At 69.0% G+C, this 13383-nt stretch carries 13 protein-coding genes and 1 tRNA gene; 9 read left to right on the top strand and 5 right to left on the bottom strand.

Features of this window, described 5'->3' with window-relative positions:
• Positions 1 to 213: 213 nt before the first annotated feature.
• Positions 214 to 290, bottom strand: a tRNA-Arg gene (locus tag KPL78_RS13520).
• Positions 291 to 315: 25 nt separating this feature from the next.
• Positions 316 to 1263 carry a prolyl aminopeptidase gene (pip, locus tag KPL78_RS13515; RefSeq protein ID WP_219763708.1) on the bottom strand — a complete coding sequence of 316 codons (948 nt, stop codon included), beginning with the start codon at positions 1261 to 1263 and terminating at the stop codon, positions 316 to 318.
• 76 nt (positions 1264 to 1339) lie between these two features.
• On the opposite strand from pip, the gene KPL78_RS13510 reads away from it, so the two are divergent.
• The 4 genes from KPL78_RS13510 to KPL78_RS13495 all read left to right on the top strand — a co-directional run bounded on the left by KPL78_RS13510 (position 1340) and on the right by KPL78_RS13495 (position 6021).
• Positions 1340 to 2116 (top strand): hypothetical protein, encoded by a 777-nt coding sequence (locus KPL78_RS13510; RefSeq protein ID WP_255568962.1) that lies wholly within the window; start codon positions 1340 to 1342, stop codon positions 2114 to 2116.
• A gap of 502 nt (positions 2117 to 2618) precedes the next feature.
• Positions 2619 to 3551, top strand: a complete 933-nt coding sequence (locus KPL78_RS13505; RefSeq protein WP_219763482.1) for a metal ABC transporter substrate-binding protein — start codon at positions 2619 to 2621, stop codon at positions 3549 to 3551.
• Positions 3548 to 4816 carry a hypothetical protein gene (locus KPL78_RS13500; protein WP_219763481.1) on the top strand — a complete coding sequence of 423 codons (1269 nt, stop codon included), beginning with the start codon at positions 3548 to 3550 and terminating at the stop codon, positions 4814 to 4816. The genes KPL78_RS13505 and KPL78_RS13500 overlap by 4 nt, the downstream gene beginning before the upstream one ends.
• Before the next feature lie 494 nt (positions 4817 to 5310).
• Positions 5311 to 6021 carry an endonuclease V gene (locus KPL78_RS13495; protein WP_219763480.1) on the top strand — a complete coding sequence of 237 codons (711 nt, stop codon included), beginning with the start codon at positions 5311 to 5313 and terminating at the stop codon, positions 6019 to 6021.
• A 290-nt stretch (positions 6022 to 6311) separates the two neighbouring features.
• On the opposite strand, the gene KPL78_RS13490 is transcribed toward KPL78_RS13495, so the two are convergent.
• Positions 6312 to 6755, bottom strand: a complete 444-nt coding sequence (locus KPL78_RS13490) for a hypothetical protein (RefSeq protein ID WP_219763479.1) — start codon at positions 6753 to 6755, stop codon at positions 6312 to 6314.
• Between the two features lie 194 nt (positions 6756 to 6949).
• Here KPL78_RS13490 and KPL78_RS13485 point away from each other — a divergent pair, with 194 nt between their 5' ends.
• The 3 genes from KPL78_RS13485 to KPL78_RS13475 all read left to right on the top strand — a co-directional run bounded on the left by KPL78_RS13485 (position 6950) and on the right by KPL78_RS13475 (position 8590).
• On the top strand, positions 6950 to 7165 hold the full coding sequence (locus tag KPL78_RS13485) for a hypothetical protein (RefSeq protein ID WP_219763478.1): 216 nt from the start codon (positions 6950 to 6952) through the stop codon (positions 7163 to 7165).
• Between the two features lie 208 nt (positions 7166 to 7373).
• Positions 7374 to 7709, top strand: a complete 336-nt coding sequence (locus tag KPL78_RS13480) for a hypothetical protein (RefSeq protein ID WP_219763477.1) — start codon at positions 7374 to 7376, stop codon at positions 7707 to 7709.
• Positions 7706 to 8590, top strand: a complete 885-nt coding sequence (locus tag KPL78_RS13475; protein ID WP_219763476.1) for a DUF6734 family protein — start codon at positions 7706 to 7708, stop codon at positions 8588 to 8590. The genes KPL78_RS13480 and KPL78_RS13475 overlap by 4 nt, the downstream gene beginning before the upstream one ends.
• 76 nt (positions 8591 to 8666) lie before the next feature.
• Here the strand turns inward: KPL78_RS13475 and KPL78_RS13470 are convergent, their stop codons facing one another.
• Positions 8667 to 9392 (bottom strand): hypothetical protein, encoded by a 726-nt coding sequence (locus KPL78_RS13470; RefSeq protein WP_219763475.1) that lies wholly within the window; start codon positions 9390 to 9392, stop codon positions 8667 to 8669.
• A 592-nt stretch (positions 9393 to 9984) separates the two neighbouring features.
• Between KPL78_RS13470 and KPL78_RS13465 the strand changes: the two genes are divergently transcribed.
• Both KPL78_RS13465 and KPL78_RS13460 read left to right on the top strand, forming a co-directional pair.
• Entirely contained in the window at positions 9985 to 11577 is a 1593-nt protein-coding gene (locus KPL78_RS13465; protein ID WP_219763474.1) for an ABC transporter substrate-binding protein, read from the top strand.
• On the top strand, positions 11574 to 12464 hold the full coding sequence (locus KPL78_RS13460) for an alpha/beta hydrolase family protein (RefSeq protein ID WP_219763473.1): 891 nt from the start codon (positions 11574 to 11576) through the stop codon (positions 12462 to 12464). The genes KPL78_RS13465 and KPL78_RS13460 overlap by 4 nt, the downstream gene beginning before the upstream one ends.
• A 93-nt stretch (positions 12465 to 12557) precedes the next feature.
• On the opposite strand, the gene KPL78_RS13455 is transcribed toward KPL78_RS13460, so the two are convergent.
• Positions 12558 to 13148 carry a DUF502 domain-containing protein gene (locus KPL78_RS13455; protein WP_219763472.1) on the bottom strand — a complete coding sequence of 197 codons (591 nt, stop codon included), beginning with the start codon at positions 13146 to 13148 and terminating at the stop codon, positions 12558 to 12560.
• Positions 13149 to 13383 lie beyond the last annotated feature (235 nt).

Below are 13383 nucleotides of genomic sequence, written 5' to 3'. Positions count from 1 at the left end.
ATTTTCGGCCGCAGAAAACCGAGGATTCCCGTGACTTCCGGCCTGGCGAGTAAATCGCCCAAGTCCCCAGGCTCGGAGAGAAACCGCGCAAGAGAGAGGGTTTTCGGCGCTCGTTGCGGTCTCGCATCTGCCACCTGGCCCGCGAAAACCGCGGGATAGCTGCCACACACGGCGCGCAGGCCCAGCCGGGAGAGTAGTTGGAGGAAGTGGAAGTGGCGTCCCCGGCGAGATTCGAACTCACGGCCCCAGGATTAGGAATCCTGTGCTCTATCCTGCTGAGCTACGGGGACCCACCGGCGCCCTCATACCACGCTCTCAGCGGCGCCGGAACCGCTCCACCGCACTGACCAGGGCCGTCCGCACACCGGGTTCCAGTGCCGAATGCCCCGCATCCGGTACCACGGTCAGCCGGGCGCCAGGCCAGGCCGCGGCCAGGTCGAAGGCGGTCTCCGGCGGGCAGACCATGTCGTAGCGGCCTTGCACGATCTCGGCTGGGATGCCGGTCAACCGGCCGATGCGCCCGAGCAGCCCTTCGCGCGGCAGGAACAGGTCGTGGGCGAAATAATGCGCCTCGATCCGCGCGAGGCCGAGCGCGGTACGATCCTGCGCGAAGCTCGCCACCGTCTCGGGGGAGGGCAGCAGGGTCGAGCACGACCCTTCATATTGGCTCCAGGCGCGCGCCGCAGGCAGGTGCACCGCCGGGTCAGGATCGCACAGCCGCTTCAGATACGCGCCCAGCAGATCGCCACGCTCAGCTTCGGGCAGGTGCTCGGCGAAGGCGGCCCAGGCGTCGGGGAAGACGCGCTTCAGGCCGCGCAGGAACCACTCGACCTCGGCATGCCGCCCGAGGAAGACCCCGCGCAGCACGCAGCCCGCGACCCGGGTCGGATGGTCCTGCGCATAGGCGAGGGCGAGGGTCGACCCCCAGGACCCGCCGAACAGCAGCCATTTCTCGATGCCGAGGAAACGGCGGAGCGTCTCGATGTCCTCGACCAGGTGCGGCGTGGTGTTCTCGCGCAGCTCGCCGAGGGGGCGGGACCGGCCGGCGCCGCGCTGGTCGAAGATCACCACGCGCCAATGGGCGGGATCGAAGAAACGCCGATGCACCGCGCCCGCCCCGGCGCCTGGCCCGCCATGCAGGAACAGCACAGGCTGTCCGCGCGGATTGCCGACCTGCTCCCAATACATGACGTGCCCGCCCGACAGGGGCAGCAGGCCGGTTTCATAAGGCGCGATATCGGGAAAAAGGTCGCCGCGGGGCATGGACAACATGTGCCCAAGCCCGCGCGTCACTGCAATGGTGCATCGATCACATCGCTCGATACCGGCTCGGTCCGTCATGGTGTATCGTGACGCCTCCATGGCAGAGACGCCGTCCGCACCGTCGCGTTCCGCCGCCGCCGGCCAAGTTGCCTGCGGCGTGTGTGGGCGCGAGAGCCGCCAGCCCCCGTTCCGCCTGCCGCCGCCGGAACAGGCGCCCGATCTCGACCTGCGCCCGGGTGAGCCGGTCCGGTCGACCATGCAGCGCTGGCTGCAGCAATGCCCGCATTGCCACTACACCGCCCCAGCCATCGCGCGGGCGCATCCCGGCGCGGCGGCGGCGGTCTCGGCCGCGCCGTTCCGGGCGCTGATCCAGGATGCGTCCCACCCGCCGCTGGCGCGACGCTTCCTCGCCTGGGCCCATGTGCTCGAGGAGACGGGCGCGCTGCACGCCGCGGCCGAGGCCACCCTCCAGGCCGCCTGGGTCGCCGACGACGCCGGCAAGTCCGACCTCGCCAATGCCTGGCGGCAGGATGCGGTGGCGCTGTGGCGCAGCGGACCCCCGCTCGACGCCGAGCAGACCGTGCGTGTGGTGGACGCCCTGCGCCGGTCCGAAGCCTGGGACGACGCCGAGGCGACGGCGGCCGAACTCGCCTTACTGTCCCCGCCCGAGGCCGTCAGCCAGGTCATCGCACTGGAGCGCCGGCTGATCGCTTCCCACGACGCCGCCCGGCACAGCGTGGCGAGCGCCCTGCCGCCGCCAGCCCGCCGGCCGCATGTGACGCATCGGCGGCGGGATCTGGCACAGGGCGGCGGGTTGCTTGGCTGGCTGAGGCGGTTGTTCGGCAAGGGCTGAGCAGCACTCGCCCTCGAACCGTCAGTCGCGAGGCCGGACAGCTTTCGGGGCCTTGCGAGAGCCTCGCCGAGGTTGGAGCCGGAGGGGTTCTGTCCCTTCGGACCACCGCGGCCGGCGGCGCCATTGCCATCCTCATGGTTCCGATACGTCGCTGCGGAACCGGCAGGGGTCCTGCTCCTCTCGGGCTCACCCCGCCAAAGGCCGAAGGGCCTTTGGAAACTTCGACCTGGCACCGCGCACCGCAGGCGGAATGGTGCCGAGCCCCGCTTTCCCGCACGGTGCGCGTCGGGTCGAAGCATCCCGACACGTCCGCCCGACGCCAGAAAATTGCTCTCCAGGTGCTCCAAGCACGTTTGGAGGGGCGGCGCCCCTCCAACTGCGCCAGTGGAAGCAGCGGGGTAATCAGGACGGCCTTTCGGCCTTTGGTGGGATCCCGCGTCACCCTTGCCAAGCGCGCCGTGTCGCGGCATCGTTATAGTATAACATCCCATCGAGTTGGCCCATGCATCGCCGTGTCCTCCTTGCCCTTCTCGCTGCCAGCCCGGCGGCGGCGCAGACCTCCCGCCTGACGGTCGTCGCCTCCTTCTCCATTCTTGGTGACATGGCGGCTGAGGTCGGTGGCGAGCGGATCGCGCTGCGCGTCATCGCGGGTCCCAACGCCGATGCCCATGGCTTCCAGCCGCGCCCCTCCGACGTCGCCGCCTTGCGCGATGCGAAGGTGGTGATCCGCAACGGCCTTGGCTTCGATGCCTGGATGGACCGGCTGGTCGGCGCCGCCGGTTTCCGCGGCACGGTGACGACGGCGACCGAAGGCATCACGCCCCGCGCCATGGCCGGCCACGACCACGATCATGGCGGCGCCGGCCGGCGCCGGCCGCACAGCGTCGGGCCGAGCCGCGTGCCTGATCCGCATGCCTGGCAGGATCTGCGTCTTGGCCAGGTCTATGTGCGCAATATCGCGACCGCACTGATCGCAGCCGACCCGGAAGGCGAGGCGACCTATCGCCGCAATGCCGAGTCCTACATCGCCCGCCTCGCCAGTCTCGATACCTGGGTGCGCGCGCAGATCGCGACGGTGCCGCCCGACCGCCGCCGCGTCGTCACGAGCCACGATGCCTTCGGCTATTTTGGGGCGGCCTATGGCGTGGAGTTCCTTGCCCCGCAGGGCGTCTCGACCGAGGACGAACCCTCTGCCGCCGAGGTCGCCCGGCTGATCCGGCAGATCCGCCAGGAGCGCATCACGGCGATCTTCATGGAGAACATGACCAACCCGGCCATGATCAGCCGCGTCGCCACCGAGGCGCGCATGCAGCTCGGCGGACGGCTCTACGTCGATGCCCTGTCCCCGCCGGACGGCCCGGCACCGACCTATGAGGCGATGTTCCGCCACAATGTCGGCCTGCTGGTCCCGGCGATGCGCGGAGGTGCCTCGTGAGGCGCACTAGCCTTGCCGCTGTCCTGGTCGCCCTCGCGTTTCCGGCCGCCGCGCAGGATGCGGCAACTCTGACGCAGCCCCTGCCGGAAGTCCCACCGGCGGCAGTTGGGGTGCGCTTCCCGCAGCTCTCCACTGAGATCGACATGAGCATGATCGGCGTCGGCACCACCAATGCCACCGATGATGCCCGCACCGGCACCTCCGTCTTCCTGTTCGGCGAGGTCGCGATGGGCCTCGCTTTGACGGAGAATTTCTCGCTGCAGGGCGTGCTCGCCACGGAACCGATTGGCGAGGGCGATTCGACCGGCGGCTTCCCCGATGGCGGGCTGATTGGCTTCCGCCGCCAGGCGATCTTCCTCGAACAGCTCTATGCCGAGTTCAAGCCGGCCGACACGCTGGTGCTGCAGGGCGGCATCCTGGTCGCGCCATTCGGCCGCGGCTACCATGACTTCCCCGGCATCCTGACCGCGATCCGCGCGCATGAGGTCTATCTGGTGGACCAGTCGCTCGGCGCGGCGGGGACCTGGACCTATGTCTCCGATCCGCGCTTCGGCGAGCACGACATCTCGGCCGCGCTGTTCACGCTGGATCGTAGTTTCCTGACCGGAACCTATGTCACCTCGCGCCGCTGCTGTTCCGAACGCTATGAGCGCTACAATCGCAACACGGATGCGCAGGGCGGGCCGGGCAACAACGGCACCTTCAACAACGGCGTCGTCGCGCTCGATGGCGACCGCATCCCCTTCCTGCCGGGCTTTTCCTATCACGTCGCGGTGATGTCGCTCGCGCCGGGGTCGGACGGCACCGCGCGCGAATGGGGTTACGCCGCCGGGGCGCGCTATGAGCATCGCTGGGATCGCGAGCAGGCGACGCTGCTCTTCGTCGAGGGCGTGCAGTTCCGCAATGCCGGCGGCCGCCCGCGCGTAGAAGTCGAGACGACCTCGATCGACGCCGATACCGGCGAGGAGATGATCGACACCTCCGAGACGACGCTGAGCGACCGCGTCACCTTCACCACGGTCGGCATCCAGCACCGCATCGGTCCCTGGCATGGCGTCGCCGCTTGGCAGCAGCTTCGCCGCAAGCGCAGCATCGACCCGGTGCCGGCGGAGAACTGGTACGAGGTCTCGGTCGGCCGCGCGATCGGCTACGGCTTCAGCGCCGATCTCGGCTACCAGTATGCGCGCTATGTCGATGAGGAAAGCGGCAGCCGTGGCACGTCGCATTCGATCCTGGCCAGGCTGCGCTACACGGGGAGCTTCTGACACGCGGCGGCGCTGCGGGACCGAGAGGGGCGAAGCCCCTCTCGGGCTCACCCCGCCAAAGGTCGAAGGGCCTTTGGAAACCTCCATTTGGTATGTGGGGCGACTGGTGGGCCTGATGCGGAAGCCACGCTTGCGCGCAAAGCGTGCTGGCAGGGGGACGAAGCACCTGTCGGGCACGATGTCCGCGGAAGCCGATAGGTGGCGCGATGGATACCTGTCACGACGGGCGCTGAAATGCCCATCCTGCGCGGAACGCGTTGAGGGGCGAACACGGGGCCCGCGCAGCGCCCAGTGAGGTTTCGAAATGCCTCGGGCCGATGGGTCCCCGAGGATTTTGCATGGCCACGTCCTTGGGGACCCGCGGCGGGGTGGTCTGGAGGTGTGGCGCCCCTCCAATGCCGTCCGCAATGATCATATGCGAGCGTGACGGGCCGGGTGGCGCGAGCCGGCGGCACGCCATCGAGGCCGGCTCCGAACCATGGCATGGTCGCATCATGGCGACGGAGACTCCACCGCACTGGCTGCACCCGCGCGACATCGCGCAGGCGCGCGCCGCGCAGGCCGAGATGGCCGCGCTGCTGGTCGCCGAAGACGATCTGCCATCCGCGCCGCGGCGCCTCGGCGGTGCCGATGTCAGCAACACGCGCTTCGATCCGGCGAAGCTCGTGCATGCGGCGCTCGTCACGCTCGATGCCGACGGCGCCGTGCTGGCGCAGGCGAGCGAGACGCGCCGAGCCGACTTTCCTTACGTCCCCGGCTATCTCGGCTTTCGCGAGGTGCCGGCGCTGGCCGCCGCCTGGTCCCGGCTGGCGGTGATGCCGGACGTCCTGCTTGTGGACGGGCAGGGCACGGCGCATCCGCGGGGCTTCGGCATGGCCTGTCATCTCGGCCTGGTGCTCGGCGTGCCGACGATCGGCGTGGCGAAGTCGCTACTGGTGGGGGGGGGCGAACCCGGGCCTGCGCCCGGCGACACTGCGCCACTGCTGTGGAAGGGCCGGCGCATCGGCATGGCGCTGCGCACGCGACGTGGGGCGAAGCCGCTTTACGTCTCCATCGGGCATCGCGTGTCGCTGGCGACGGCGGTGTCGATCGTGCTGGCGGCGACCGGAGGGCGGCGGCTCCCACGCCCGATCCGTGCGGCGCATGACGCCGCGAATGACGCACGGCGCGGCTGTCAGGCCGCCGAGGATCTTCGCTCGGAGTGACAGCGGCATTGGAGGAAGCGGGCCTCTCCGCGCGATCGGCGAAGAGGCGAGGTCGCGCATCACGGACGCGCGGGGCTTCGCCGGCAGCGTGCCTTGGGGGGTGTGGTCTGCCGGACCCGGAAGGCCCGGTTGCAGCCTCACCTCAGTCCGAGGAGGGTGTCGTTGGCGTGTGGGTCTGCGCGCCCGCCGCAGACAGCGTGGCCTGGCCGGCTTGCTGTGACGTGGGCGAGAGGCAGGGCCGGGAATCGATCGGGTCTGGTTGGCGGATGGGGACGCCGGGTTTCCGGCGATCACGTGCTCGCTGGGGGCTGGGCCTCGCCGCCGCTGTGCCTGTCGATGCCGGTCCCCAGTGCGTGCACGGGTAGGATCCTGATCGGCGGCAACGGCTCGTCGTTGCCGTACTCGCGCCAGATTTTCGCGATGGCCTCACGGAACTCGCGTCGCACATGGTCCAATGCACCGGGCGGCCCAGCATCGGCGACCCGCGCCAGAGCAGTGTACAACTCCTCCGCAAGCAACATGAGAGCGGCACGCGGCTGATCCGTCAGCGCCAATTGATCCCGAATGGCCTTCTCGACGGCAGCGGCGACGCCTCTTCCCTGCATAAAGTCCTCCGAAAGGCGAATCGATGCCTTGCCCATCTGCTGGCCAGGGCGGAACGGCTGCGCGGCATAGCCCCGCGGCAGGCCGGAGAGCCAAAAAACCATTGCGAAAAGCGCGTGACCAATCGTCACGCGAGCATAGCGTTCGTTAATTGTGCGTCAACGAAACAAGAGCGAGATAACGCAAGATGGAGCAGTGTCAGTCGGTTAGTCCGGCTGAGAGCGCAACGCAACCATTACGCGAGCGAATGATAGTTGAAACACGCATGGGGGCGCAACTAACGCTTGAAAGTGTAGTTGAACCAGTGAGCGATAGGACGCTTGCTATGAAAATGACGGCCGCGCCTTCCCATGCAACCGATCTGCCGGTCTCCACGCGGCTTCCGCTGCGAGCCTCATCGGAACTCGCGACCGGATATCTCGCTGCGGTGACGCCGGCGCTCGAGAGTGCGCTCGCCAATGCCCATGAGGCAGGGCATGAGCGGGCCGTGCGGATCCTGCACGCGGTGCTGGCCATCCTGGACGATCCGGGGCTGCGCTAGCCCGATCGCTCGGCGAGGGGGCATCGGCCTCCGGGTCCGTCCGCAGGGACGTCCGGGGCAGCCACACCGCGGCGTCGCCGCATGGCGCCGATCATGGCTGCTTGGTGTCTCGAACCCTGTACGGCACGAGCGAGGCGTCCCACGATGGGGAGCCGGGTGGCCGTCCGACACCGGGATGAGATCGGCCATACCCGCAGCGGAACCGCGGATGAGCACGCACCCGCCCGACCGGATCAGATGTTCGCGCAACTGGGGTGTCCGCCGGTCGCTCATCGTCGCGACACTCAGCGGGTCCGGGATGCTGCGTCACGCGGGGCTGCGTTTCTCCGGTTCGGGAATCGGCATCGAGGTGCTCGACCGCCGCGCCGAGGAAGTGGACATCGCCATCGACATCGCCGGCGACGCCGCGATCGGCCCGCGCAGCCTGATCCTCGCCGTGGATGGCCGGCTCCTGGAGGTTCCGGATGTCTTCGCCGTCATGGCGCTGGTCCTGGGGTCTTCATCCGGCGCCGTGTCGCAGGGCATCGGCAGCCACCTCCTGTGACCCGGGCGGTCTGGTCCTTCTGGTCCAAGCCCTATCGCGCTTACTACCACCGCGCCTGGCATTCGAAGGCTACGCATCTTCTCGCCTGGGCGCTTTCGGTCACCGAGGCGGCGCGCCATTACCCGGTGACCTGCCTGCATGCCGACAGCGCCGGCGCCGCGCTGCTGGTGGACCGGCTGCGGCTGCCCTTCCGGCATGTGGCGCTGACGCTCGATGCGCTCGACGCGGAGGATGACGACGCATGGTGGGTGCTCGGCAAGCTCAGCACCTACGCCGCGCAGACCGAACCCTTCGTCCATCTCGACAGCGATGTCATTCTCTGGAAGCCCCTCCCGGCCCCCGTCATCGAGGCTGCCGTCTTTGCGCAGAACCCGGAACGCTTCGACTTCGAGGATCAGTCGCTGTACCGGATCGACGCCTTCATGCGCGGCATGGCCCGCGGCGACGGCTGGGTGCCGCCGCAATGGGCGGCTTACGCGGCGCGGCAGGGCAACCGGGCGATCTGCTGCGGCATCCTGGGCGGCAACGATACGGCACTGCTCGCGCGCTATGCGCGGCTGGCGATGGAGGTCATTCGCCATCCGCGCAACCGGCTGATCTTTCCGTCGCTCGGCGTGCGCGACAACATCCTGGTCGAGCAGTACTTCCTGGCCGCCTTCCTCGACTGGCAGGCTCGCCACGCGGCGGCGGTGCGGGTCGGGTTCCTCTTCCCTTCCTCGAACGATGCCTTCGATCCGGAGGCGGCCGAGCGTGTCGGCTACACCCACCTGATCGGCGATACCAAGGCCAATGCCGAGGTCGCGACGCGTCTCGCCCTGCGCGTCCGTCGTGAGCACCCGCGCCTCTACGAGGCCTGCATGATGGAAGCGGCGGCCGATTGAGTGCGCCGCGCCGGCAGCCCGGCGTTTGAGGGCCTGCAAAAGGGAATACCGAGGTCCCGCAGACAGGTCGTTCGTCTCAGTTGGCCCGTTCAGGGATCAGCTTCTTCTGGATCTCGACCCGTACCGCATCCGCCATTTTCGCGGACTCCTCCTTCAGCCGCGGGCAGATCACCAAGTCGAAGGACCGGTTCGCCTGGCGCGCTTCGAGGAAGTGGCGAAACTCGGAAACGGCGGCGTCGAGCGTCTCGTTGCAGCGGTCGAGCTGGCGGGTGAGGTCCTCCGACATGAAGATGCGCCGGGACTGCAGGAAGGCGCGAAAATCCTCCGCGAGCTGGCGTGCCTGCCGGTAGCCCGCCCAGTCGAGCATGTTGCGCAGGGACGTGTCCCGTTCCTGCTGCCTGTCCGCTGCGAAATTCCTGATCGCGCCCTTTTCCCATACCAGCAGGGGCGCGGTCTCCAGATACTCGTTGAGCTCGCCCTCGTTCATGCCGATCGTGCTCGGATAGGCGCGATGGGGATCGCTGGCCGCGGTGATCCGGCTCAGCGCCGCCGACATCTTGCTCCAGATTTCCGGGAGCACGATGAATTCCTGGTCGTGCAACTTGGAGACGCGGTTCCGCAGGATGTCGAGGTCCAGCTTGAGGCTGGTGATCTGCTGGTCATGGCGGAACTTCAACTCCTCGAGCTGCTGCTTGAAACGGTGCTCGACCCACGATGCGCCGAAGAATCTGACCGCGGTCCAGGCGGCTCCCAGTGCCGCCGCGGTGCTGATGCCGAACTGCGCGAGGAGCGTCGTCAACATGCCGGGCCCGCCATCGGAGGAGGGCTCCAGAATAGCATCGAAGGCCGTATCGGGAGTTGAAAGATCGCTCCGGGCATGATCGCCGGTACCGGCCCGCCCGACGCCGCGACACCGCAGCAATGCGCCGTCGCCGCCCGGGCACGGGGTCGCGCTGACGGCGCTCGTCCCCCTGTCACATCCGGTCCATGTCAGAATGTCCTGACGACCCTCTGGACAGCGCCATTGTGCGATGCAACATAACCGTCGGGTTGGGGAGGAACCGAAATCTGGAGACCGACCCTTGATCCCGTTCCTGCTTGGTGTCGCCGCCCTGGTGGCGGCCAATCTGCTCACCGACCACGCGGCCCGTCGCGAAGGCTTCGACGAGCTCGCGGGGGGTGTTGCCCTCGGTCAATGACCGTCCCGATGGCCCGGATGCTTCTGCTGTCGTCGCTGGAGGGACAAAGCCTCTCCTGGGTCTGCAGCGGCAGCACACGGGGCATCAGGATGATCTTTCCAAACGGCCTTAGAGGTCGCCGGGCCCGGGGCGACATGGCGCCGCCCCCGGCGTAGGGTGCGCGCCGTTTCGCGACTCCATCCGGACGGATTCTTCATGCGCCGCCTTGCCCTTGCGCTCGCCTTCGCCACCGCGCTCGTTGCGCCCCTTGCCGCGCAGACCCTGCGCATCGGCATGGCCGCGGAGACCAGCGCCGCCGATCCGCACAACTATGCTTCGGCGCCGAACTCGACCTATCGCGACCATGTGTTCGACGGCCTGACCGGGCTCGATGAGCGGCAGGTCCCGGCGCCGGCGCTCGCCACCGGCTGGTCGCGCCGCGACGACCTGACCTGGGTCTTCGACCTGCGGGACGGCGTGACCTTCCACAACGGCCAGCCCTTCACCGCCGAGGACGTGGTCTATTCCTACTGCCGCGTGCTCAACAACGACAGCGAGGTGGTCGGGTCCTTCTCCCGCCAGATCCGCCGCATCGCGGCCATGACGGTCGAGACCCCGCAGCGCCTGGTGATCCGCACCGCGACGCCGGAACCGCTGCTGACCGCGGACCTCGCCGGCATCGCCATCCTGTCGCGCGGCGAGCGCAGCGGCCTGACCTTCACTCCCGATGGCTGCGGCAAGCAGGGGCCCTGGCCGACCCTCGCCGATTTCAACGAAGGCCGCGCGGCGATCGGCACCGGTCCCTTCCGGCTGCGCTCCTATGACCGCAGCAGCGGCATCGTGCTGGAGCGCAACGACACCTACTGGGGCGAGAAGCCGCATTGGGCCGAGGTCCGCCTGCGCCCGGTGACCAATGCCGGTCCGCGCCTGGCCGGGCTGCTGGCGGGCGATCTCGACCTGATCGAGGCGCCGGCGACGGCCGACGTACCGCGCATCCGGCAGAACCCGAACTTCGCCCTCGCCGTGTCGCCGACGCTGCGGCTGGTCTTCCTCCAGCTCGACCAGCGGGAGAACGCGCCGTTCGTGCAGGGGCCGAACGGCGCCAATCCTCTACGCGACCCGCGCGTGCGCCAGGCACTGTCGCTCGCCATCGACCGGCGCGTGCTGGCCGACCGCATCATGGACGGCCTGTCCACCCCGGCCGGGCAGCTTCTGCCAGAGGGCATGCGCGGCACCGTCGCGGGTGTCGGCGCGCTGCCCTACGACCCCGCCCGGGCCCGCGCCCTGCTGGCCGAGGCCGGGGTGGCGAGCGGCTTCTCCTTCACCCTGCACGCCACCAACAACCGCTACATCAACGATGCCCGCATCGCCCAGGCGCTGGCGCAGTTCTTCCAGCGCGTCGGCGTCACCGTCACGGTCGATGCCATGCCGTCCAACGTCTTCTTCCCGCGCCGCGGGCGGAAGGAATTCTCGGTGCCGATGGGCGGCTGGTCGCCCGCGGCGGCCGAGACGCAGCTCTTCGTCCGGTCCTGGATCACCACCACCGACCGCGCGCGCGGCTATGGCATGAGCAACTACGGCGAATTCTCCGACCCGGAGATCGACCGGGCTGCCCGTGCCTCCTTCGTCGCCATGGACGATGGCGAGCGCGAGCGCCTGATGGAGGAGACGAGCCGCCTCGTCAGCGACCGCATGCCCATCATCCCCATCCATTTCGAGAATGCCGCCTGGGCCTTCCGCCGGGGCCTCGCCTTCGCGGGACGCGTGGACCAGACGACTCCCGCCGCCGAGGTGAAGCCCGCCCCATGATCGACCCGCAGGAACTGGCCCGCGCGCTCGCCGCGCCGGGCCGCGTTGCCATGCCCTTCACCGATGCGCTGCATGCGCCGGGGAAGGAGCTGGTGCTCAATGCCTATCGCGCTGCCGGCCATAGGCCGGACAAGCCCGTCGTCTTCGTGCAGCACGGCATGGGCCGGAATGGCGACGAGTATCGCGATTTCTGGATCGAGGCCGCCGACCGCCATGGTCTGCTGATCCTGGCGCCGACCTTCGCCAATACGACGCATCCGGGGGCCGAGACCTACAACAATGGCGGCGTGCTCGACGACGCCGGCGCGGTGACCCCGGCGGAGGGCTGGGCCTATCACGTCCCGGCGCGGGTCTTCGCGGCGCTGCGTGCGGGTGGCGTGACGCAGCGGCGCCAGGCCTTCCTCTTCGGCCATTCGGCGGGGTCGCAATATGCGCACCGCATGGCCTCGCTGACGGACCGCTCGCCCTTCTGCGCCATCGGCTGCGGCAATGCCGGCTGGTATTCGCTCCCGACGCTGGACCGGCGCTTTCCGGAAGGGCTCGGCGGCATCGGCCTGACCGATGCGGATGTCGAGGCCTGGCTGGCCTATCCGCTGCTGATCCTCGCCGGCGACGCGGATGTGGAGACGGCCGGCGCCTCCCTGCCATCCAACCCGGAGGCCATCGCCCAGGGCCCGCACCGCTTCGCGCGCGCCCACAACTTCCTGCGCTTCGCGCGGGAGGAAGCGGCCCGGCGCGGCGTGCCCTGCCATTGGCGGATCGAGGTGGTGCCCGGCATCGGCCATGACGGCAACGCCATGTCGAAGGTATGCGCCGCGATCTGGTTCGAAGGCCGGATGCCCGACGCCGAGCGCATGGCTGCGCTGGCCGGCAAGGTGGCGCTATAGCGGCAACCGGGATGCTGCCCATCAGAATGGTCGCATCCCGCACGCGCGGGCGCCCGGCAGACCCCTCGTCCGGGGACCGTCAGGGACGACCCGTCATCCCGGGACCGGTGATGCCGCCTGGCGCGAGGCCGCCTCGGTCGTGACCAGTTCGCGGAGGCCGAGGCCCCAGGACGAGATCGCCTTCATGAAGGGCAGCAACGGAACATCGAGCAAGCTCACGCGATCCGGGGTGAAGATGTAGATCGCGCCGGACATGGGCGCCGGCGATCCGGGCACGAAGACGACGAACCGCCCGTCATCGAGTTCATCCATCACCAGGGCGGGGCACTGCCCGTCTTCGATCGAGGCCAGGGCAGGGCGTATGACCCGCCCGCCATCCTGCCCGAACAGCCCGTCGCTGGTCAGGGCCTTCACCAGGCGATAGCCGGGGATCTTCTCGAAGAGCTTGTCCTCGAGGAGGCGCCGGGCCCAGCGCCCGCCCGCGGACTGGATCAACTGCCCGACCAGGAGGCAGAGCAGCACGAGCATGCCGACGGCGACGAGCGTCGGATGGACATAGCTTCCCGCCAGGGGATCGGCGGCTTCCTGCAGCTTGTGCACGATGCCCAGGATGAGCAGCACGATCGCGCCGATCGGCAGCACCACCATCGCGCCCTCGATCAGGGCCCTTCTTAGGGTCCTCATGGTCTGACGGCCTCCGCCCGTTCCAGGATCAGGGAAGATCCCTGTCCCATTGTCGCGCATGGACCGAGCTGACTGCGCAGCTCCGTCCATTCCGCAGGCGATCCTAGAGCATTCCCGGATCGATCGGCACGGGCCTGCGCTCCAGCGGCCATCCATCCGGGATGCTGCTGTCAGGTGCCGGGGCGCGGCAGGGGCCGGGCCGGTGCCGGATGGTCGACGCGGTTTCTTAGCCTCC

It is taken from the genome of Roseomonas alba, from assembly GCF_019430885.1.
Lineage (GTDB): Bacteria > Pseudomonadota > Alphaproteobacteria > Acetobacterales > Acetobacteraceae > Neoroseomonas > Neoroseomonas alba.
Note: the sequence above shows the minus strand (reverse complement) of the source record. Positions and strands in the feature narration are given on the sequence as shown.

Excerpts from the sequence above, each read along its gene's own strand:
- KPL78_RS13485 (WP_219763478.1), top strand. The coding sequence starts at position 6,950 with ATGAAAATGACGGCCGCGCCTTCCCATGCAACCGATCTGCCGGTCTCC.
- KPL78_RS13470 (WP_219763475.1), bottom strand. The coding sequence starts at position 9,392 with ATGTTGACGACGCTCCTCGCGCAGTTCGGCATCAGCACCGCGGCGGCA.
- KPL78_RS13495 (WP_219763480.1), top strand. The coding sequence starts at position 5,311 with ATGGCGACGGAGACTCCACCGCACTGGCTGCACCCGCGCGACATCGCG.
- KPL78_RS13465 (WP_219763474.1), top strand. The coding sequence starts at position 9,985 with ATGCGCCGCCTTGCCCTTGCGCTCGCCTTCGCCACCGCGCTCGTTGCG.
- KPL78_RS13480 (WP_219763477.1), top strand. The coding sequence starts at position 7,374 with ATGAGCACGCACCCGCCCGACCGGATCAGATGTTCGCGCAACTGGGGT.
- KPL78_RS13455 (WP_219763472.1), bottom strand. The coding sequence starts at position 13,148 with ATGAGGACCCTAAGAAGGGCCCTGATCGAGGGCGCGATGGTGGTGCTG.
- KPL78_RS13510 (WP_255568962.1), top strand. The coding sequence starts at position 1,340 with ATGGTGTATCGTGACGCCTCCATGGCAGAGACGCCGTCCGCACCGTCG.
- KPL78_RS13505 (WP_219763482.1), top strand. The coding sequence starts at position 2,619 with ATGCATCGCCGTGTCCTCCTTGCCCTTCTCGCTGCCAGCCCGGCGGCG.
- KPL78_RS13460 (WP_219763473.1), top strand. The coding sequence starts at position 11,574 with ATGATCGACCCGCAGGAACTGGCCCGCGCGCTCGCCGCGCCGGGCCGC.
- pip (WP_219763708.1), bottom strand. The coding sequence starts at position 1,263 with ATGCCCCGCGGCGACCTTTTTCCCGATATCGCGCCTTATGAAACCGGC.